This window comes from Methylomonas sp. LWB (assembly GCF_001856095.1).
GTDB lineage: Bacteria > Pseudomonadota > Gammaproteobacteria > Methylococcales > Methylomonadaceae > Methylomonas > Methylomonas koyamae_A.
In genome coordinates, this window is record NZ_MKMC01000045.1 from 306,860 (window position 1) to 327,323 (window position 20,464).

Sequence of the window (20,464 nt, forward strand, 5' to 3'; positions counted from 1 at the left end):
CGCACCGCGTACCTTCTGGCTTTTATCGCCGGGAACGGCCCTCGTTCGGTACGTGATGCGTACCCTACCTTGAATTGCCGATTGGTTTAAATCGGTCCAAAATTCGCAACGTACATTTGAGCAAACGGGGTTTGCGATGGCGAATTATCGGCGCTGTTATATACCGGGCGGTTCCTACTTTTTTACCGTGGTCACGGAACGGCGGGCGCCGATTTTGGCAAACGATGCGGCTCGAGATTTACTGCGCTCGGCCATTCGCGCTTGCCAACAACAATGGCCATTTGCGGTGGATGCATTGGTGTTGTTGCCGGACCACCTACACGCGATTTGGACACTGCCGCCTGGCGATGCCGATTATTCCAAACGCTGGGGCTTTATCAAAAAATATTTCACTCAACACTGGTTGGCGGTGAACGGCAATGAGCAACCGATCACGCTATCGAAACAACGCCAACGGCGGCGGGGCGTTTGGCAACGTCGTTTCTGGGAACATGCGATACGCGACGAACGCGACTACGCCCGACATTTGGATTACCTGCATTACAATCCGGTTAAACACGGTCTGGTGGCCTCGGTGACCGATTGGCCTTACTCCTCGTTTCATCGTTTCGTAACCGAGGGGCTTTATCCCGCGCAATGGGGTTCGGATATAGCCAATCAGTTTGATACGTTCGACGGCGGTGAATAAGTCAGAAGCAAGCCTCGATGAAATCGAGGATTCGAAGGCCAACTCCCTATAATTTGCCGACATTTCCGCGATGATCTGATGGCGGATTTCCCCAATTTCCAGCGTGGGCTTGATAACCGAAGGTCGTCGCCCTCGATTCCGCTAACGCTCCATCGAGGCTACACTGGGTTGATCTCAAATCGATTCAGGAATGGTCATGGTGGCGTATCGGCGCAATTTAGCCCGGTTATTTCCGCGTGGTGCCGAACGCCGCCATAATGAACCATGACTAACGTACCCGCGCGCCCTACCCGCCTTGGCATCCTCTCCGACACCCACGGCCTGCTGCGGCCGCAAGCGCTGGCCGCGCTTCGCGGCTGCGAGCGGATTTTGCATGCTGGTGACGTCGGCAAGCCGGAGGTGTTGCATGCGCTGAACGCGTTGGCACCGGTAACGGCGGTACGAGGCAATAACGATAAAGGTGTCTGGGCCGACGAATTGCCAGTCTGCGCGCGCGTCGAGGCGGGGCAAATCGGAATCCACCTGATCCACGATCTAGCCGAACTTGACTTCGATCCCGCGGCAGCCGGAATTCGCGTCGTCATTTCCGGCCATTCGCACCAGCCGTCGATTTCGGAACGGAACGGCGTGTGGTATGTAAACCCCGGCAGCGCCGGTCCACGTCGGTTTAAGTTGCCGATCGCCGTCGCCGAATTGATTGTCGACGCTTCGGTGGTAAAGGCCGAAATCATCGCACTACAGATTTGAAGCACGTTGTTTTAACGATTGCTGCGTAAAACACAGCACACTTGCCACGCCATATTGCTTGCAAGCTAACCTATTCGTCTCGACTAACCGCTATAAAACCAACGCCCATGAGTTTTGACTTCAACGCTTACCTTAACCGCATCGGCATCGCTAAACCGGAAACCACCCTCGCCGGCCTGAGCGAACTACAACAGGCGCAGCTCAGTGCTATTCCGTTCGAAAACATCAATCCGCTGTTGGGCCTACTCCCGGATTTAGAAACCGTTGCATTGATGGACAAAATTATCGCCAAACGGCGCGGCGGTTATTGCTTCGAATTGAACAGTCTGTTCGGGCACGCGCTGGATGAACTGAGATTCGCCTATCGCCCCATCCTGGCGCGGGTGCGGATGGGTCGTAGCGAAGGCGGACCGCGTCTACATCTGGCGTTTATCGTCGAAGCCGAAGGCGAACCCTGGTTGGTGGATGTCGGCTTCGGCGGTCCCAGCCACTATCGGCCGCTGCGGTTGAACACCGAACAGGAACAAATACAGGACCATAACCGCTTCCGCTTGCGCCGGGAAGCGGATTCCGGAGAAACCGTGCTGGAGCGGCTACAAGACGACGGCTGGTTTGCGTTGTACAGTTTCGATCTGTCCAGAGTCCAACGTTGCGACTTGGAAGCGGCCAATCTGGTATGTACGACTTGGGACCAATCGCTACTGTCGCAAAATCTGTTGGTTTGCCGCAATACCTGCGCAGGTTGGGTGCAGTTGTTCAATACCCGGTTTTCCCAATTCATCGGCGGCGAGCAAATCAGTACTGCGGTGGAAGGCGCCTCGCACTTACAAGCCTTGCTAAACGAGCAATTCGACATCGAAATCGACGATAACCAATTGGTCCTTCTCGCCAACCGCTTAGCGTTGGCTGGCCACTAACCGCCTCGTAGCGATAATTAGCCGACGTGACGATATTCAACTCGAGCCGAAAAACAAAAAGCCCCGTCGAGTGTCCCCGACGGGGCCTGGACCGAGACGAATCGTTTATTGAATAACCGGTACGGTGGTCGTGGTGGAGCGGTAGTTGGCGACCAATGGCGCGGTGTAATTCGTCGTTCTGGTTTGGTCGGACGAATTGGTATCGCCTTCCGCGAAACCGCAAGCGCTGCCGGCGCATTGCGTGCTCAAATTTGGCGTCGCGAACAACATCACGGACGGACCGTAGTAGCTCATCACGGTACCGAATTTGCCGCTGATACCCCATGCATAGGAATATGAAAATTTACCTTGGAAACTGCTGTAAGTACGATCGTGAACATTACCTAAGGTGTGGCCGATTTCATGAGTGAAGGTATTGGCTCCGCAATAGTAATTGGTCATCGAGTCTTTGGAGTAGCCGTCGCCAATAGTTCCGAAACCGAATTTGGCGTTCGCCGCGCCGCCGTTGGCAAAGCCGACGTAGGTGGTGCCGCAGCTGCCGGCGGTTTTCGCGTAGAGCGGTCTAAATAGCATCACCAAATCGGCGCCGTACTTGTTACGGAGCGCGGCAGTGCCGGCAAACGCGCCTTTGTCGTACGCCAAATCGGACAGGGCTTGCGAGTTGGAATTACTCTCCACATAGGTGGTTGGTCTCGCGTGTACCAATCTCAAGCTCATATTAATTCCCGAATCTTTGTAAGATTGGTTGGATACGTCGACCAAATAGGCAATCCGTTGTTTCGCGTACGTTGCGGTTTGGTTGACGGTGGTGTAAAGCACCATCAAATCGACCACCGCATTGCTGGAACTTGTCGTGGTACTGACCGTAGCGTTAGCCGTCGTTTGCACGCTAGCCGCCGCATACGTGGCTTCGGCGGTTTTCGCCTTGGTTTCCGCCGCGACCGCGAGCGCATATTTTTTATCGTAAGACGACTTCAATTGTGTCGTATTGCTTTGGGTGGACTTATAAGCTGAATTCGCTTGGCGCAGTTGACCGTTCAGGTTGTTGACATTGGCTTGCGCCGAATTCACCGCCGCTTTTAAAGCCGAATTTTTTTTGTCCTTGTTCAACGCGGTTTTCGCATTTGCCAAAGCGGTTTTGGCGGCATTTAATGCGTTGCTTAGCGAAGCGACGGTTTGCGCTCCGGCGTCTGCTTGAGATTTTGCAACCAGATATTGTTGATACAGCGCGTTGGCTTCGGCGGTTAAGGCATTCGCCGTTGCCCTGGCAGTTTCGGCCGCAGTCCGCAGTGCGTCCAAATTGCTGGAGTTTCCAACAGCGTCGTTCATCGTCACCGATTCGTCGGCCGTGGCTTCCTGTTGATCGCCCTCGAAACCGGCGGTTTGCAAGCCGGATTTATCCAAATCAACCACGACCGTTTTACCGTCGACCGTTTCGATATTGTAGGCGCCATCCGGTGTGAATACATTGCCGATTACACCGGCATCGCCTTGGGAGAGATAAACGCGATAACCTTTACCTTCGTCGTCCAAATAACCGATCCAGGTTGAACTGCCATCCGCATGCTCTACGGCATTATCGTGAACTACGTTGTATTGGCCTATCGGTAAATCCAGCGTAAAGGTTTTTCCGATCGGTACCTCAGCTAATTGATCCATCGGCAAATTAACATTCATGACCGAGCCTGGTTTAAAATTTTTATATCGCTCCGGAAGATTATTCGCATAATCCGGTGCGACTACGATCATTTCGGCACCCAGTGAATTGTCCGCGGATTTATTTAAACCACTACCGTTGCGTCCGGTAATGACTACGGTTTTAATAATTCCACTTTCGGCGATTATGCTGTGATTATAGCCGGCGAGTAATTGATGCAATCCCATATTCCAATCGTCGCCAACAATTTTATGCGTAATGGCGTCATTCTCGAGATCGGCATTGATTTTAAAGGTTATACCGGTACGGTTGGCCAATTGATCGGCGGCATCCCGTAAGGTTTTGTTTTGAATAACGTGATAGACGTTGTGGGGCAATTCTTTAATCAATGGCGCTTGGCTGGCCATTGCATTGGCGGACACCACGGCCAAAATCGCGGTCGCAAGTGTTCTTATCTTTTTATATTCTGTCGCTTTCATTTCGGTCACCTTTTAAATTATCATCAGCAGGCACACCAACCGAGCCAACTCTGCTGAATCCGAGAGTTTCCGCTATATTCGGAAATCTCCCAACCAATAAGTATCATCTTTTAAGATGGACACTCCCTTTATTTGAAACACGAAGTTATTGTAGGAATTCACCGAACCGAATTTGTGAAACCGGTCCGGTTTAGCGGGATACACGGAAAAATCGGCCGATTAATCCGCGGGTCTTAGAGACGGCTCACAATTGGCGGAATGCCATTGTTCGCGATAGACATCGTAGGCATATTGCTGGCGAATTTGCAGGCTACCGGCCGACAATGAATGGACATCCGGCAAGTTATAGCCGTTAAAACGATTGGCCTTGATCAGACTGTAGGCGCCGAGCTCGGCGAACACCAATTTTTCGCCCACCTCCGGCACACGCCGAAAACGGTAAGTACCGAATACGTCACCGGCCAAACAGGTAGACCCGGCCACTATCGCCGAATGCAAGCCGTATTCATCGCTATCCAACAATCGGGGTTGGCGTTGGTACTCGAAGACTTCCGGATGATGGTTGATCGACGTATCCACGATCAGCACGGTTTTGCCGTCGCTGTCGAAGCGATCCAGCACTGTAGTCACCAAATAACCGGCATCGCCGACCAAGGCCTTGCCCGGTTCCAAAAACACCGACAATCCAAAGCTTTCGCGCAAGCGTCGCAAGACCTGAACCAACTGGCCGGGTGCGTCGCGGTAACGATAGCCGCCACCCAGATTCAGCCAGTGTAAGGTTGGCGCCTTCATCAGCAACGGCTGGATCACGGCCAGGGTTTTCATCAGCGGGGTAAAATCCGCGCTGTCGAATACGTTATGAAAGTGCAAACCCTTAACGCCCGGCGGCAAGCCGCCGCTCAATTCGGCGACATCCACGCCCAGCTTGGAATGCGGCCGACACGGGTCGAAGCGCGGGTCGTCGATAAACGAAAGTTTCGGGTTGATCCGCAATCCCTTGGAGGCATACAAGGAGTTATCGGCCAGGCGCTGATACTGGCTCAAGGAGTTGAAGCTGATATGGGTGCAAATTTTGCGCAATTCGGCGATTTCGGCCGGGCGTAGACCCGGTGAAGTCAAATGCACGGTGCCGGACCCGCCCAGAATTTCGTAAGCCCATCGCGCCTCGAACAAGGAACTGACCGAAAAACCGTCGATCCGCCCGCGCAACGATTCCATTAAAAAGCCCAAGGGCAAGGCCTTGATCGAATACAGCACGTGACAGCCGGCCATATCCCGCAAGGCCAACAACGGTCGCAAATTTTCGGCGACTTTGTCCATGTCCAACACAAAAGCCGGCGTCGTCTCGACGCTCTCCAAACACGCTCTAAACATCGTCACCCCTCTCTCCCCCTGCCACGGTAAAGCGCGGCTTCGGTTATCACATAATCCATAAACACATCGTGCGGCTCGGTCACGACGGCGGACACCAATTGCGACTCGTAGCAAATGCCGACCAATAAACAATCGGCTCGAACCTGACTCAACAAACGATCGTAGTACCCGGCGCCGTTGCCCAAACGCCCGCCGCGCTTATCGAAAGCCACGCCTGGCACCAGTACCAAATCCAGATCGGTGACCGCCACTTTCCGCTCGGGTTGGTAGCGTCTTTCTANGGTTCCGGAATCCGCCAGGTACCGGGCCGCAACTCGGTTAAATCGTTTAAGCGCCACAAACCCAAGCAGCGCACGCCGCCGGCGTCCTCGGTGCAATAAGGCACGACCACCGACTTTTCCAGCGCCAAGGTGTCGTTAATCGCCGTATGGGTCTGGACTTCGGAACGACAACCGACATACCACAGCACCGTAACGGCGGTCTGAAACCAGATCTGATTCATTAAGCGACATTGGATTGCCGCGCTATGCAAAGCCGGCTCGCGTTGCGCCGCTCTGGCTCGATACGCTTGCCGGCGCTGATCGGCTTTAGTCATGTTCAACCGCCGCCAGCGCTTGCGCCAATAAATCCGGTGTCTCGCTCAACAAATGCAGCACGTCCTGTTCCTTACGCAGCCAAGTGAATTGGCGCTTGGCAAGTTGACGGGTGGCAACGATGGCTTTCTCCCGAAAGGTCGCGAAGTCGTATTCGCCGTCCAGATAGCTCCAGGCCTGGCGATAGCCGACACAACGCACCGACGGCATCGCCGTATCCAGGTCGCCGCGCGCGCGCAACGCCCGTACTTCGTCGATAAACCCGCCGGCCAGCATTGCGTCGAAACGCCGTGCGATCTTGTCGTGCAAGGTAGCTCGGTGTTCGGGCGCCACGATCAATTTGACGTAGCGGTAAGGCGTTTCGACCTCGCCGGCCGCACCGAAAAAACTGCTCAGCGGCCGGCCGCTGAGTTGGTAAACCTCCAGCGCCCGCTGTACCCGTTGCGGATCGTTGGCGTGGATGCGCGCCGCCGCTTGCGGATCGATTTGCGCTAGGCGGGCGTGCATCGCCGCCTTGCCGAATTCAGCCAACTCGCTGTCCAGCCGGCGCCGCAGGTCGGCATCGGCGGCCGGCAATCGAGCCAAACCTTGGGTTAACGCGCTGAAATACAGCATCGTGCCGCCGACCAGAATCGGCAACCGACCGCGTTGCAGGATGTCGTCGATCGCGGCCAGGGCTCGATCGCGGAATTGGCCGGTCGAAAAGCTATCGCGAGGATCGAGGATGTCGATCAAATGATGCGGGATTCCGCCGCGTTCGGCCGGCGTCGGTTTAGCGGTGCCTATGTCCATGTCGCGATACACCAGCGCCGAATCGACGCTGACGATTTCGCCCTTCATCGCTTGCGCCATGGCCACCGCCAACGCCGACTTGCCGGATGCGGTCGGCCCCATCAACAAGACCACCTTGGCTTTGCTCGGCTGCTCCATCATTGACCGCGCATGAAAAAGCGGTCCAGATCCTGGTGGCTCAAGCGTACCCAAGTCGGTCTGCCGTGATTGCATTGACCAATACGCTCGGTTTGCTCCATGTCGCGCAGCAAGGCATTCATTTCGTCGATACTGAGCTTGCGGCGGGCTCTGACCGAACCGTGGCAAGCCATCGTCGCCAATACCGCATTGATTTTCTCCTCGACTTGGCGACTGAAGCCGTCGTTGAGCAAATCGGCCAACAAGTCGCGCACCAACCGATCGACATCGGTCTTCGCCAGCAAGGCCGGGGTCGCCCGCAGCACCACGGTTTCCGGTCCGGAGCGGGTCAATTCGAAGCCCAAGTCGTGAAAAAACGCGTGCTCGCGTTCGGCAAGATCGGCCTCGGCGGCCGTCACCTGCAACTTGATCGGCAGCAACAATGGCTGGGAGACGATGGCGGACTGATGGTAATGCTGCTTCAAGCGCTCGTAAGTCACTCGCTCGTGGGCGGCATGCGCATCGACCAGAATTATGCCGTCGGCCGTTTCGGCCAGAATGTAGATATTGTGGAGATGCGCCACCGCGAAACCCAGCGGCGGCATCGCCGAGGACGGCGCGGTGGCGGGCGGCGTATCGTCGCTCGGATAGAGCTTGGCATAGGCCAGGATTTGCTCCGGCACGTTAACCGCCGGCCGCGCCGTTGGTCGGTAAGCGCTTGGCGCCGGCTGTCCGGTCCGCGCCGGCGGCTCGGCCAAATCCAACGGCAACGAGGCTTGCAACGGCGCGGGCGCGACAGCCGGCTTCGGAACTTGCACTTGGGCATCCGGCAAGGATTGATGGTCTATCGCGATGTTCCCCTCGCCGCCGGGGCGCTGAGCCGCGAGACTGCGATGCAAGGCCTGAAACAAAAAGTCGTGGACCAACCGGCCTTCCCGAAACCTCACCTCCAGTTTGGTCGGATGGGCATTGACGTCCACCAACGCCGGGTCCAGCGTTAAATACAACACGAACACCGGGTGGCGACCGTGATACAGGACGTCCTGATAGGCTTGCTTGACCGCGTGCGCGACCAACCTGTCCTTGATCAAGCGGCCGTTGACGTAAAAAAACTGTTGATCCTGCTGGCCGCGCGAGAAAGTCGGCAAGCCGACCCAGCCATGCAGTTGCAGACCGGACGCGGCGTAATCGATCTTCACCGACTGCTCGATAAACGCCGAGCCGCAGATCGCGGCGATGCGTTTTTCCTGCTCGGTCAGGCTGGTGGCCGGCTTCAGATGCAGAATCTCGCGCTGATTGTGGTTCAACACGAAACCGACATCGAAACGGGCCAAGGCGAGTTTTTGGATCAGGCTTTCGATATGAGCAAACTCGGTTTTCTCGGCTTTTAGAAATTTGCGGCGGGCCGGGGTGTTGTAGAACAAATCGCGGACATCCACTGTGGTCCCGGCTGGATGCGGATCGGGTTGCGGATCGAAGTTTTTTTCGGTGCCGTCCGCACTGACCAGCCAGGCGCATTCGGCCTCCGGGGTGCGGGAAATCAAGGTCAACCGCGCCACCGAACTGATGCTGGGCAAGGCCTCGCCGCGAAACCCCATGGTCCCGACCTGCTCCAGATCGTCCAAGGATGCGATTTTGCTGGTGGCGTGGCGAGATAACGCCAGCGCCAGATCGTCCTTGACGATGCCGCAGCCGTTGTCGCGAATCCGAATTTGGCGGATACCGCCCTGCTCGATGTCTATCGTGACTTGGTTGGCGCCAGCGTCGAAGCAGTTCTCGACCAATTCCTTAACCACCGACGCCGGACGCTCGACGACCTCGCCGGCGGCGATCTGGTTGACCAGTTGAGGAGGTAAAGCGTGTATCCGCATGGCAAGCGCCCAAAAAGCGCGTATTTTAACGGATAGCGACTCGAACGGGGATTTGGAGCCTTGTCCAATGACACATAAGCCTAGACGAGGGGATGTATGTCCAGTGCGAGATGCGCCTGATGCTGCAAAAGTTGGGATGTGGAGACATGATCGTGACTATACATACTCAAGCACTCAACACGCAGGCTCAAGTGCAAGGCTTCGTTTCCAACAACGAAGCCATCTGGTCTCCGCTGACGGATCGGGCAGCGGCTTACGGCTGGATGACCGATACGCTCAAGCTGTTTCGTTTTTCATAAAAAATATCAAAGACTTGTCAGCATAAATCAATTCAAAAATCCACCCGCATCACCGTCACGGCGTGGCCTCGGTAAAATTCCTCGGCCACGCTCCGCCAACCTAGACGGCGGTAAAAACTCGCGCGATCCGGCGTGAACAAATATAAAGCGCCGACGCCGGCCGCCTCGACTTGCGCCATCGCATGGCGCACTAGTGCCGAACCGACGCCGCGATCGCGAAATTCCGGCGCCACGTAGACGCTGGCCAACCACGGACTCAGTTCCGGCCGGGTATCCATGTCGGATTCGATGATAGCGGCGGAGCCAGCCAGCCTACCCTGCCACTTGCCGACAAAAGTACTCGGCACCAAGTCCGCGCCTAGATAAGCCTGCATTCGAGCGACCCGCTCACTCAGAACGAAGCCGGGGTTTAAGTCGGCCCACTGCTGATGGTGCCAAGCAGCCAAGGTTGGCAGATGCTCGGGCTCGGCCGCTAAATCGATAATGTGCATCGCTGGTCTGTGGCGTTTTTACAAATACCCGAGTGCGCTCGATGACGCGGAAGGCGGCAATTTTAAAACAAAATCGGCTCGGCGAGGTTCGCGGCCGAAACGGTTCCGGTAACGCGCCCGGAAACGCGCTTCGACGCCATTCGGTGCATGCCCGATCCTCGGCGGCCCTCTCTGTCTGGCGCCCCGCTAACTCAGCACCCGTTGCTGTTTGATCTTGGCGTCGAAATGATCGATGTCGCCGATCAATTCGCACCGGGACAAATCCGCCAGGGCGTGTGAGGCGATGTAATCCGCACCGCTGCCGCCCAACCAAAGCTTGCTGTCGAGACTGGCGCCGAGTATCTGTTTTAGTTCCAAGAGCGTCGCTGTTTCCGGCGGCGTCTTCACCAGCCCCATGACCAGCGCGTCCGGACGTAAATGCGCGGCGGCGGCGACAATATCGGCCGCCGGCAAATCGGCGCCGAGGTAATAACATTGGTATTGCTGGGCCGAAGCCACCAGGCAACACAACAGGATTCCGAATTCATGCGGCTCGCCGCTCGGGGTCGCGAACATGATGGACGGGTTGTTAGGCGAGGGTCGGTGCAAATTGTTGACCATCGTCAGCACGATACGCTGCACGCAACTCGAAAACATATGTTCCTGGGCAATGTTCAATCGGCCCTGCTCCCACAAATAACCGACTTTATGCAACGCCGGCAACAAAACGTCTCTGGCGTAGTCCAACGGCTCGCTTGCCAACAGCGCCCGTTTCAACAGTTGCTCGCAACGCTCGATCCGATACTCGGCTAATGCATCGACGATTTGCTCGATCAGCGGCAAAGTGCGCGGCTCGGCCACCGTCGGCGCAGCTTGTTCCTGGAACGCCCGTAATTGCGGGCAATCCATGCCGGCGATCTTACTGATCGGATGGCCGTTGCGAGTCAGATTGACCAGCAAGGTCAGTTTTTCCAGGTCTTGCTGGGAATAATAGCGCCGACCGGTACCGGTGCGGGACGGCGTGATACACGAATAGCGTCTCTCCCAGGCCCTAAGGGTCTCGGGGGTCAAGCCGGTCAACGAGGTAATGGCCTTGATTGAGTACATTGTTCACGTTTTGTACATTATTTTCTTTGACAAATATTCTACAAGGTAGTAACGTTATTGCCAACTTAAAAATAAAAAAAGAAACGCTATGTCAGAGCTCACCGCTTCCAATGCATTCGAAGAGATTCAACCGACGCAAGAATCGGAAACCTCTCGGCTGGCCGGCAAACTGGAACATGCCCGGCAACATCTGTCCGTCCTGATTCGGAACGACCGGAGCGCCGCACAAGCCCTGGCCGAACAATTGATCAGGCAACTGCAAAAAGGCAGCGATTGTTCCGAGCTGGTGGCCTCCAGAAGTCAGCAAGACTACAAAGCCTTGTTGGACACGCTCGCCATCGGTTTGAACGTCGATTGCAGCCACTGCCCCGATCAAATCGACCAGATTGTCGATGACGAACTTGTACAAGAAGATTACTTTGTACAACTTTTCGAACCGCAAAGGCTCAATCAATGCGACGCCATCCGAACTCTGTTACCGCTATTGGACAAACTGCACTTCATGCCCGTATTTTTATTGGCCGTCGCCGCCAGCGCCGAAGCCTTGATCGAGGATACGGCGTACAAGGCGCGATTGACGGCGGCCAGAAAGGAATTGAAAACCGCCCGTCAACAAATGATCAGCGCCAACACCGGCCTGGTGGCCTTCGTCGCCCACAAATACAAAACCAGCAATCTGAGTTTCGACGATTTGATGCAGGAGGGGCTGGTGGGACTCATCAAGGCGGTCGACCGTTTCGATCCGGATCGGGGTATCTGCTTTTCCACGTATGCGATTTACTGGATCAAACAAGCGATTTCCCGCTTGATCGTCAAGCAGGAGCGCATCGTTCGCCTGCCGGTCGCGCTGGCCGAAAAAGCCAACACGGTGTTCGACGCGATGCGTACCTGTTATTTAAAGAACGAACGTTGGCCGACGCTTGAAGAACTGAAAGCGGGTTGTGATCTGTCGGAACAGGAGATCAAGACCATCAGCAGCTACTACCAAGCGACTCATTCGCTGGACGCGGCGGTCAACGACGACGAAGACGGCCTGGATCTGATGGCGAAAATGCAACAGCACCAATTCAGTTTACCGCTGGATGAACTAATAGAAAGGGATTTGGCTCAATACGTCGACAAAGCGGTGGCATCCTTGCCGGAGAAGCAAGCGGCCATTCTGACGATGCGTTTCGGATTGCGCGATCATACCGAAATGACCTTACAGGCCGTCGCGGACCAACTGCATGTCACCCGGGAAAGAGTTCGGCAAATTCAGAACGATGCCTTAAAAAAACTGAAACAACAGTTTGGTTTTGACCTTATGCTATTTCTCGAGCCCAGGGATGGCTAACTATAACAAGTAACGACGCAGGTCAGGCTAACACTTAACAAGAGGAGTGATTATGTCATCAGAAAAACAAAATACCGGTAAACACGAGCCGCAGCCGGACTGGAAGCTGGAGGTGGATAAGCAATGGCGACAGTTTTCGGGCAAGGCCAACGATTTTTATAACGATCACAAACACCTGTTTTCCATGTCCAAGGTGGCTTCGATGCTCGGCGGCACACTGGTCGTCGCTTGGCTGGGCAGCGGCTTTTACATCGTTGGAGAAGGCAATCGCGGCGTGGTTGCCCGTTTCGGCGCCTATGCCGACACGACGCTACCGGGCCCGCATTGGCACTTTCCGCTGCCGATCGAAGAGGTCACCATCGTCAACGTCGAGCAACAACGCTTCATCGAAATCGGCTACCGCGATTCCAGCCGATTGAGCAAATCGTCGTTGATTCCGGCGGAATCCTTAATGTTGACCGCGGACGAAAACATCATCAATGTCCGTCTGGCGGTGCAATATCAGGTCAACAACGCCAAAAACTACTTGTACAGCGTCAAGGATAACGAAAACACGTTGAAGCAAGTCACCGAGAGCGTCGAACGCGCGGTGATCGGCCGTAACAACATGGACTTCGTACTGACCGAGGGCCGCAGCCAAATCGTCGCCGAACTAAAGGAACAGATTCAACAAGCGATGGACGACTACCGCACCGGCATCACGATCGCCAGCGTCAACTTGCAAGACGCTCAACCGCCAGAAGAAGTTCAAGGCGCGTTCGAGGACGCGATTCGGGCTCGGGAGGACAAGCAACGCTTGATCAACGAAGCCGAAGCCTATTCCAACGAGATTATCCCCAAGGCCCGCGGTGCCGCGTCTCGAATCATCCAGGAGGCCGAGGCTTACGAGGCTGAGAAACTCGCCAAAGCCAAGGGCGAAACCGAACGTTTCGATCAGTTATTGGTGGAATACGAGAAAAACCCGGCGATTACCCGCAAGCGTCTCTATCTGGAAGCCAAGGAAAAACTGTACAGCAGTACCAATAAAATCATGTTGGGCGCCGACGGCGCCAACCCGATGCTGTACATGCCGCTACCGCAAACCGCCGGCCATCCGGCCAGTTCGGCGACCACCGGCGGAGTAGAAGCCGAGCATAACATCGAACCGTCCGCAAAAGATAAAAATGCCGCCCGCAAAAGCAGCGGCGGCGATTTACGCCCAAGCAGGAGCAAACCATGAGCAGCCGAATCCAAGTCCTGATTCCCAGCAGTCTGTTGTTACTGATTTTGGCCTACATGTCCGTGTTTTACGTCCGCGAACATGAAAAAGCCATCCTGTTCCGTCTCGGTGAAATGGTTAGCGCCGATTACAAGCCGGGACTCCATTTTAAGACCCCCATCATCAATAACGTCAGCACGTTTGATGCGCGCGTGCTGACCTTGGACGCCAAGTCCGAGCGTTTTCTTACCTCCGAAAAGAAGAACGTTATAGTCGACTCGTTCGCCAAGTGGCGAATCGGTGATGTGGGTCTTTTTTACACCACGGTCGGCGGCGACGAGTTTCAAGCGAACCTGCGCCTGGACCAAATCATGAAGGACGCGATGCGTAGCGAGTTCGGCGTCAGGACCATCAAACAACTGATCTCCGAAGACCGCAGCGAGTTGCGCAACACTTTGCTGCAAAAACTGGCGCCGACCGCGGCCAAGTTCGGTATCGAGCTGATCGACATCCGCGTCAAACGCATCGATTTGCCACCGGAAGTCAGTAGCTCGGTTTATCAAAGGATGCGCGCCGAACGGGAACGGGTCGCCCGCGAATTCCGTTCGCAAGGCGCCGAAAGCGCCGAACAAATCAGCGCCGAGGCCGACAAGCAGCGGCAAGTCATCGTCGCCAACGCCCAGCGGGATGCCGAAAACATTCGCGGCCGCGGCGACGCCGGCTCCGCCGAAATCTATGCGAAAAGTTTCGGCCGCAATCCGGAGTTCTACGCCTTTTACCGCTCGCTGCAGGCGTACCAAACCTCGTTCGAGAAAACTCAGGATACCCTGGTGTTGAAACCGGATTCGGACTTTTTCAAATACTTCTCCAGCGAAAAATAAACGGGGAACCGCGCCATGAAAAAATTCTTAATCTTCATTACGATCATCGCGGCGATCGGTATCGTGGTATCGGCGGTGCTCAACCGCAGCCTGCCCGATTACGATCCGCATTACGAAATCTCTTATTCGGATTTCATCGAGGATGTCCGCAACAAAGTCGTTACCGAAGTCGTGATTAGCGGTTACGACGTCGAGGGCCGCCGTCAGAACGGCACCCGCTTCGTCACCTATAACCCGAATGACGCCCGGATGATCGACGAATTGTTGGAATACGGCGTCAAGATCAAAGTCGAAAAACCGCAACCGCCGTCAACCTTATTTCAAATACTGATGTCGTGGGCGCCAACCTTGCTATTGATCGCGGTGCTGGTTTATTTCATGCGCCGTCAGCAAGGCGCGGGTCCCGGCGGCCAAATGGGCTTCGGCAAGAGCCGCGCCAAATTGATGGCCGAGGATCAAGTCAAGGTTCGCTTCGGCGACGTGGCCGGCGTCGAGGAAGCCAAGGAAGACGTCAAGGAGATGGTCGACTTCCTGAAAGACCCCAGCAAATACGAAGCCCTGGGCGGTAAAATCCCACGTGGCGTGCTGATGGTCGGCCCTCCCGGAACCGGTAAAACTCTGCTGGCCAGAGCCATCGCCGGCGAAGCGGGCGTACCATTCTTCTCGATCTCCGGTTCGGACTTCGTCGAAATGTTCGTCGGGGTCGGCGCGGCCAGGGTCCGCGACATGTTCGAGCAAGCCAAAAAGCGCGCGCCTTGCATCATCTTCATCGACGAGATCGACGCGGTCGGCCGTCAGCGCGGCAGCGGCAATCTGGGCAACGACGAACGCGAGCAAACCCTGAACCAATTACTGGTGGAAATGGACGGTTTCAGCGGCAACGAAGGCATCATCGTCATCGCCGCCACCAACCGCGCCGACGTGCTGGATAAGGCGCTGCTGCGTCCCGGCCGGTTCGACCGTCAAGTGCAAGTCGGCTTGCCGGACATCAAGGGCCGCGAGCAAATCCTCAAGGTCCACGGCGCACGGGTACCGCTGGCCGAGGACGTCAACATCAACGATCTGGCCCGCGGCACGCCGGGATTTTCCGGCGCCGAACTGGCCAACCTGATTAACGAGGGCGCCCTGTTCGCCGCTCGCAACAACAAGAAAGTGGTGTCGATGGCCGAACTCGACAAAGCCCGCGACAAAATGATCATGGGCGCCGAGAAACGCACGATGGTGATGAGCCGTGACGATTTGCTGATGACCGCCTACCACGAAGCCGGCCACGCGATTGTCGGCCGCTTGGTGCCCGAGCACGACCCGGTTTACAAGGTCAGCATTATGCCGCGCGGCGGCGCGTTGGGCATCACGATGTTCCTACCCGAGCGCGATCAGTACAGCGCCAGTAAGGACAAATTGGAGAGCCAAATCTCCAGTCTGTTCGGCGGCCGGGTCGCCGAAGCGTTGATCTACGGTAAGAACAAGGTCACCACCGGCGCTTCGAACGACATCATGCGCGCCACTCAACTGGCCCGGAATATGGTGACCAAATGGGGCTTGTCGGAACGACTGGGGCCAATGGACTACGGCGACAGCGAAGGCGGTTACATGGGTCCGCAATCCAAGCCGATGTCGGAAAAAATGGCGCAAGTGATCGACGACGAGATTCGTGCGGTGGTCGATACGAATTACAACCGCGCGGAGACCATTTTGAAGGAAAACATCGAAATCCTGCACAACATGGCGCACGCCCTGCTGGACTGGGAAACCCTGGATAAATTTCAAATCGACCAACTGATGCGCGGCCACCAAATCGCACCGCCGGAACCTGAGCCGGAACCGGTGGTTGCCGAGGACGCGGATGCGGAGCCCGCCGACGCAAACCCAATAGACGGAAGCCTGGAACCGGGACCGGCCCTGGCGTCTTAACCTTCCTCCTCTATATACCCTCCAAACCTGCAACACTCTTGGAGGGTATCTTTTTCGAGGTGTCGCGATGCAGACCAAAACCCTAGCGGGCAAAACCCTCGACATCGTGGAATTGCTGCTGCAAGTCAACTTTAACGCCGCGGTGTTGCTGGTTCTGATCAGCTCGGCGTTGTCGATGTTCGGCGGTGCCATCTATTTCGAGGATAACAGCGACCTTTACGGTCCGCTCGCCAACAATCTGCGCTTGATGATGTTTTACTTGAGTCTGGTGCAGATTGCCGTCTACAGCTTTTATTTATACGGCAACAGCCCGGCCGCGGTCGCCGGTCTGGGCGTGTTTCTATTATTGTTGACCGCGTCGTTGGGGTTTTACGCTTCGATCAACCAGATCGAAATCGACGAGAAATACGCCGAGCTATTCCTGTACGCCGGCGCATCTCACCTGGTGTACGGCGGTCTAGCGGCATTCCGCCAAGATCGACACGGCGGATCTTCCGCTTCGAGAGGACATTAATTGATGACTACGCAAAGTTAATCGACCAACGGCCGGCACCACAATAACGACAAACCGGCCGACTTCACCAAGCTTGCATTCAGAGAGGGGGACTCCATGCCTATCAAGCTACCGTTCGACGCCACCAGACCGGTCGCCGGCCAAGCCAGTGTCGAGATCGAAAAACCGATCACTGAAGTGTTCGATTTCGTCGGCACCCGCTTTTTCGACAATTACCCGAAATGGGCCGAAGAGTTATTGGCGTTTCAAGCCCTGGACGGCGAGGAGGTCTTCGTCGGCGCCAAAGCTCGACAATGCATACTCGAAAACGGCGAGCCCATCGAATCGGTGTTCGAAATCACCGAATACCAACCCGAAGACACCCTGATTTTTCGCGGCTTGACGTCACCGTATCGGCATAGTTATTTACTCCAAGGTCTCAACGACCGCAGCCCGACTCGCCTGACCTTTCGCTTCGAGTTGCTCAATCTCGACGTGTTCATGCGGCCCTTCGAGAAACTGATCCGAGCCGCGATAGAAGACGGCGCCGAAAATACCGTGGAAAACATTCGCAACCTGATCGTCGCCGAGTCGCCTTAGTCTGGCGTCAAGTTCGACCATAAAAATAAAACGCTTACCGGGAGTAACTAACATGCCTTTCGTAGTCAAAAAAGACAGCGGCATCATTCCGCAAATTCTATCGGCGATACTCGACGAATGCGTCAACGGCGTGACGTTGGCCGATCCCGATCTCGACGATGCCCCCATCGTTTACGCCAACAAGGCCTTCGAGCGCCTGACCGGATACGGTAGCGATGAAATCGTCGGCCACAATTGCCGGTTTTTGCAAGGTGAAGACCGCGATCAGCCGGCCCGCCGCCAAATTGCGGAAGCGATGCGTAAGCATGAATCGGTCGAAGTCGAACTGCGGAATTACAAGAAAGACGGCACCCTGTTTCACAATCGGCTACGCATTATCCCGCTGTTCGATAACAAACAACGGGTGATGTACTACCTCGGCGTGCAATACGACATTACCCAGCAAGTCAACGCCGACCACGAAATCCAGGCCCTCTCCGCCCTGCTGGGCAGCACGCCCGGCCAAACCGGTTAATCCGACGGAGGTGTCCAATGAACGCCGCAATCGATACCCAACCCGCCGCCGCGATCGCTTTTAACCAAGCCTTGTTCGGGCTCGCCATTCTGGCCTTCGTGGCTTTACTGGTTTTGGAAAAACGTCAGCCCCATTTGCCGTTTTCGACCAAAATCTACAAAGAGTCGCTGGTGACCAACACCGCCGCCTTTTTAATCAACAATCTGATATTGACGGTATTGCGCGCCTCGTCGCTATTTCTGGTCGCGCAACAATTCGCCGATTTCGGTCTACTTGGCAAGTTGGACAACGGTCCGGTGAAATGGCTGTTGGCCTTCGCCTTTTTCGATTTGGCGATTTACGCTTGGCACTATGCCAGTCATCGCTTCGAATGGCTGTGGCGGTTCCACAAAATCCACCATAGCGACAAGTGTTTCAACGTCTCGACCGGCTTTCGCTTCCACGTCTTCGACCTGTTGCTGGAAATCCTTTACAAATGCGTGTTCGTGGTATTGATTGGGGTGGATGCCTATCTAGTGCTATCGATTGAAATCATCGAACTGTTTTTCATCTTTTTTCACCACGCCAACCTGCGCGTGCCGCACGAGCAGACCCTGTCGCAACTGATTATCACCCCGTCGCTGCACCGCACCCACCACTCTAAATTGCGTAGCGAACACGACAGTAACTACGGCATCGTGCTGGCAATATGGGACCGGCTGTTCGGCACCCGGCTGGAATTGGCGCCGGCCCAGATCGGACTGGATTTGATCGAAGCGGAAAATTTCATTCAATTGTTTTCGCTGGCCTTCATTACCGAACGCCAGTTTCGCAAGTTGCTGCGTTGGATACCCAACAGCAAAAAGCCGTGAGGTCCCGGCCATGTTGATTAAAACCCGCCCGGCCTTTCGCGATCACGACGTGACCGACCCAGCCACATTCCAAGCCCGCCGCGTTCTGCTGAAAGCCATGGGGCTGGCCGCCGCCGCGCCGTGGACCTTGGCCGCCGCGACCCAAACCCGGCAATCGATAGCCGACGCCAACGCCGTTACCCCAGCCAGGCTGGTCGAGCAATACAACAATTACTACGAGCTAGCTTTCGACAAGGAAAGCGTCGCGCAATTGGCTAGACATATCGCCGTCGAGCCTTGGCAAATCGAAATCGCCGGCGAAGTCGAAAAGCCCGGCGTCTACCGCCTCGAGGACATACTGCGCGACCATCCCCTCCAGGAACGCATCTACCGCTTACGCTGCGTGGAAGGTTGGTCGGCGGTAATTCCTTGGCAAGGCTTTCCGTTGGCGGACTTGCTGAAACGCGCTCAACCGCTGTCCGCCGCCCGTTTCGTCAAGTTCACCTCGGCCGCGCAACCCGAGGCCATGCCCAAATTGCGGGCCGGCGCGATGTTGGACTGGCCTTATGTCGAAGGACTACGCCTGGACGAAGCGATGCATCCGTTAACGATTTTGGCCAGCGGCATGTACGGACGGGATCTACCCAAGCAAAATGGCGCGCCGCTGCGCTTGGTCGTACCCTGGAAATATGGCTTCAAAAGCATCAAAGCCATCGTCAAAATCGAATTGACCCGGCGAGCGCCGTTGACGTCCTGGAGCCGCTACGCGCCGAACGAATACGGCTTTTACGCCAACGTCAACCCGGCGGTGGCTCATCCGCGCTGGACCCAAACCAGCGAGCGCGTGCTCGGCTCGGATTTTTTCACGCCGCGCCGCAAAACCGAATTGTTCAACGGCTATGCCGACCAAGTCGGCCAACTTTATAGCCAGATGGACTTAAAGCATTTTTTCTAATGTCCGCGTTCATCCTCCGCCATTTAAAGTCGATCACACTCGCGGTCTGCTTGCTGCCGCTGTTGTGGCTGATCGCCGATATCGAACTGGATCGTTTGGGCGCCAATCCAATTCAGGCCGTGCACATTCGGCTCGGCGATTGGGCCATGCGGTTTTTATGGATCACGTTGACGATTACCCCCGTACAAAGCATATCCAAATGGCGCGGCATGGCCGATTACCGGCAGATTTTCGGACTGTACAGTTTCCTTTACGCCAGCCTGCATTTATTGGCCTATTTGTGGGTCGATCACGCGCTGGCCTGGGACGCCATCGTGCCGGATGTCCTGCAAAGCAACTATTTGTGGATGGGACTGATCGCGTACAGCCTGATCCTGTTGATGGCAATCACCTCGTCGAAATGGGCGATGAAACGGATGGGCAAACAGTGGAAGCGGCTGCACCGCTACATCTATCTGGCCTCGGTATTGGTGATTCTGCACTACTATTGGCAACTCAAGGGCAATCTGGCCGAACCCGGTTTTTATCTGGTCATCCTCGGTTTGCTGCTGGGCTTTAGACTGGTTGGCTGGTTGAAGAGCCTGCGGCAAGCCTTGGTGCTTGGCGCCGGCCAGCGCGACTGACGATCCGACGAC

At 55.8% G+C, this 20,464-nt stretch carries 22 protein-coding genes; 14 read left to right on the top strand and 8 right to left on the bottom strand.

Going from position 1 to position 20,464, the window contains the following annotated elements; translation table 11 throughout:
• Positions 1 to 136: 136 nt before the first annotated feature.
• The 3 genes from BJL95_RS17630 to BJL95_RS17640 all read left to right on the top strand — a co-directional run bounded on the left by BJL95_RS17630 (position 137) and on the right by BJL95_RS17640 (position 2,352).
• The gene (locus BJL95_RS17630; RefSeq protein ID WP_071159789.1) at positions 137 to 688 is read left to right on the top strand and encodes a transposase; all 552 of its coding nucleotides are present in this window, start codon (positions 137 to 139) and stop codon (positions 686 to 688) included.
• A gap of 264 nt (positions 689 to 952) precedes the next feature.
• Positions 953 to 1,435, top strand: coding sequence for a metallophosphoesterase family protein (locus BJL95_RS17635; protein WP_071159791.1), 483 nt, complete (start codon positions 953 to 955; stop codon positions 1,433 to 1,435).
• 107 nt (positions 1,436 to 1,542) lie between these two features.
• Complete coding sequence (locus BJL95_RS17640) at positions 1,543 to 2,352, top strand: arylamine N-acetyltransferase (RefSeq protein ID WP_071159793.1); 810 nt, start codon at positions 1,543 to 1,545, stop codon at positions 2,350 to 2,352.
• A gap of 105 nt (positions 2,353 to 2,457) precedes the next feature.
• Here the strand turns inward: BJL95_RS17640 and BJL95_RS17645 are convergent, their stop codons facing one another.
• The 6 genes from BJL95_RS17645 to mutL form a co-directional block, all read right to left on the bottom strand.
• Positions 2,458 to 4,488, bottom strand: a complete 2,031-nt coding sequence (locus BJL95_RS17645) for a reprolysin-like metallopeptidase (RefSeq protein ID WP_071159795.1) — start codon at positions 4,486 to 4,488, stop codon at positions 2,458 to 2,460.
• Between the two features lie 219 nt (positions 4,489 to 4,707).
• Positions 4,708 to 5,862 carry a carboxynorspermidine decarboxylase gene (locus BJL95_RS17650; RefSeq protein ID WP_071159797.1) on the bottom strand — a complete coding sequence of 385 codons (1,155 nt, stop codon included), beginning with the start codon at positions 5,860 to 5,862 and terminating at the stop codon, positions 4,708 to 4,710.
• A 2-nt stretch (positions 5,863 to 5,864) separates the two neighbouring features.
• Positions 5,865 to 6,113 carry a 5-formyltetrahydrofolate cyclo-ligase gene (locus BJL95_RS25795; protein WP_254786836.1) on the bottom strand — a complete coding sequence of 83 codons (249 nt, stop codon included), beginning with the start codon at positions 6,111 to 6,113 and terminating at the stop codon, positions 5,865 to 5,867.
• A gap of 26 nt (positions 6,114 to 6,139) precedes the next feature.
• Positions 6,140 to 6,457, bottom strand: a complete 318-nt coding sequence (locus BJL95_RS25800) for a 5-formyltetrahydrofolate cyclo-ligase (RefSeq protein ID WP_254786837.1) — start codon at positions 6,455 to 6,457, stop codon at positions 6,140 to 6,142.
• Positions 6,450 to 7,385, bottom strand: coding sequence for a tRNA (adenosine(37)-N6)-dimethylallyltransferase MiaA (gene miaA, locus BJL95_RS17660; RefSeq protein ID WP_071159799.1), 936 nt, complete (start codon positions 7,383 to 7,385; stop codon positions 6,450 to 6,452). Before miaA ends, BJL95_RS25800 begins: the two co-directional genes overlap by 8 nt.
• Positions 7,385 to 9,235 (bottom strand): DNA mismatch repair endonuclease MutL, encoded by a 1,851-nt coding sequence (gene mutL, locus BJL95_RS17665; protein ID WP_071159801.1) that lies wholly within the window; start codon positions 9,233 to 9,235, stop codon positions 7,385 to 7,387. The genes miaA and mutL overlap by 1 nt, the downstream gene beginning before the upstream one ends.
• Positions 9,236 to 9,387: 152 nt before the next feature.
• On the opposite strand from mutL, the gene BJL95_RS25265 reads away from it, so the two are divergent.
• A complete protein-coding gene (locus BJL95_RS25265; RefSeq protein WP_175463745.1) occupies positions 9,388 to 9,534 on the top strand; it encodes a hypothetical protein in 147 nt (48 codons plus the stop codon).
• Positions 9,535 to 9,566: 32 nt separating this feature from the next.
• Here BJL95_RS25265 and BJL95_RS17675 read toward each other — a convergent pair whose 3' ends face one another.
• Entirely contained in the window at positions 9,567 to 10,025 is a 459-nt protein-coding gene (locus BJL95_RS17675) for a GNAT family N-acetyltransferase (protein ID WP_064030837.1), read from the bottom strand.
• 186 nt (positions 10,026 to 10,211) lie between these two features.
• The gene (locus BJL95_RS17680) at positions 10,212 to 11,111 is read right to left on the bottom strand and encodes a MerR family transcriptional regulator (protein WP_064030838.1); all 900 of its coding nucleotides are present in this window, start codon (positions 11,109 to 11,111) and stop codon (positions 10,212 to 10,214) included.
• Between the two features lie 88 nt (positions 11,112 to 11,199).
• On the opposite strand from BJL95_RS17680, the gene BJL95_RS17685 reads away from it, so the two are divergent.
• The 10 genes from BJL95_RS17685 to BJL95_RS17730 all read left to right on the top strand — a co-directional run bounded on the left by BJL95_RS17685 (position 11,200) and on the right by BJL95_RS17730 (position 20,452).
• Positions 11,200 to 12,444 carry an RNA polymerase sigma factor RpoD/SigA gene (locus tag BJL95_RS17685; RefSeq protein ID WP_071159805.1) on the top strand — a complete coding sequence of 415 codons (1,245 nt, stop codon included), beginning with the start codon at positions 11,200 to 11,202 and terminating at the stop codon, positions 12,442 to 12,444.
• 52 nt (positions 12,445 to 12,496) lie between these two features.
• The gene (gene hflK / locus BJL95_RS17690) at positions 12,497 to 13,663 is read left to right on the top strand and encodes an FtsH protease activity modulator HflK (RefSeq protein ID WP_064030840.1); all 1,167 of its coding nucleotides are present in this window, start codon (positions 12,497 to 12,499) and stop codon (positions 13,661 to 13,663) included.
• The gene (gene hflC, locus BJL95_RS17695) at positions 13,660 to 14,523 is read left to right on the top strand and encodes a protease modulator HflC (protein WP_064030841.1); all 864 of its coding nucleotides are present in this window, start codon (positions 13,660 to 13,662) and stop codon (positions 14,521 to 14,523) included. The genes hflK and hflC overlap by 4 nt, the downstream gene beginning before the upstream one ends.
• 15 nt (positions 14,524 to 14,538) lie before the next feature.
• On the top strand, positions 14,539 to 16,437 hold the full coding sequence (gene ftsH, locus BJL95_RS17700) for an ATP-dependent zinc metalloprotease FtsH (RefSeq protein WP_071159807.1): 1,899 nt from the start codon (positions 14,539 to 14,541) through the stop codon (positions 16,435 to 16,437).
• 67 nt (positions 16,438 to 16,504) lie between these two features.
• Positions 16,505 to 16,951, top strand: coding sequence for a hypothetical protein (locus BJL95_RS17705; RefSeq protein ID WP_071159809.1), 447 nt, complete (start codon positions 16,505 to 16,507; stop codon positions 16,949 to 16,951).
• A gap of 96 nt (positions 16,952 to 17,047) precedes the next feature.
• A complete protein-coding gene (locus BJL95_RS17710) occupies positions 17,048 to 17,530 on the top strand; it encodes an SRPBCC family protein (protein ID WP_071159812.1) in 483 nt (160 codons plus the stop codon).
• A gap of 52 nt (positions 17,531 to 17,582) precedes the next feature.
• Positions 17,583 to 18,044, top strand: a complete 462-nt coding sequence (locus BJL95_RS17715; protein ID WP_064030845.1) for a PAS domain-containing protein — start codon at positions 17,583 to 17,585, stop codon at positions 18,042 to 18,044.
• Positions 18,045 to 18,061: 17 nt separating this feature from the next.
• Entirely contained in the window at positions 18,062 to 18,895 is an 834-nt protein-coding gene (locus BJL95_RS17720; protein ID WP_071159814.1) for a sterol desaturase family protein, read from the top strand.
• A 10-nt stretch (positions 18,896 to 18,905) separates the two neighbouring features.
• Positions 18,906 to 19,829 carry a protein-methionine-sulfoxide reductase catalytic subunit MsrP gene (msrP, locus tag BJL95_RS17725; RefSeq protein ID WP_071159816.1) on the top strand — a complete coding sequence of 308 codons (924 nt, stop codon included), beginning with the start codon at positions 18,906 to 18,908 and terminating at the stop codon, positions 19,827 to 19,829.
• A complete protein-coding gene (locus tag BJL95_RS17730; RefSeq protein ID WP_071159818.1) occupies positions 19,829 to 20,452 on the top strand; it encodes a sulfite oxidase heme-binding subunit YedZ in 624 nt (207 codons plus the stop codon). The genes msrP and BJL95_RS17730 overlap by 1 nt, the downstream gene beginning before the upstream one ends.
• The last annotated feature ends 12 nt before the right edge of the window (positions 20,453 to 20,464 follow it).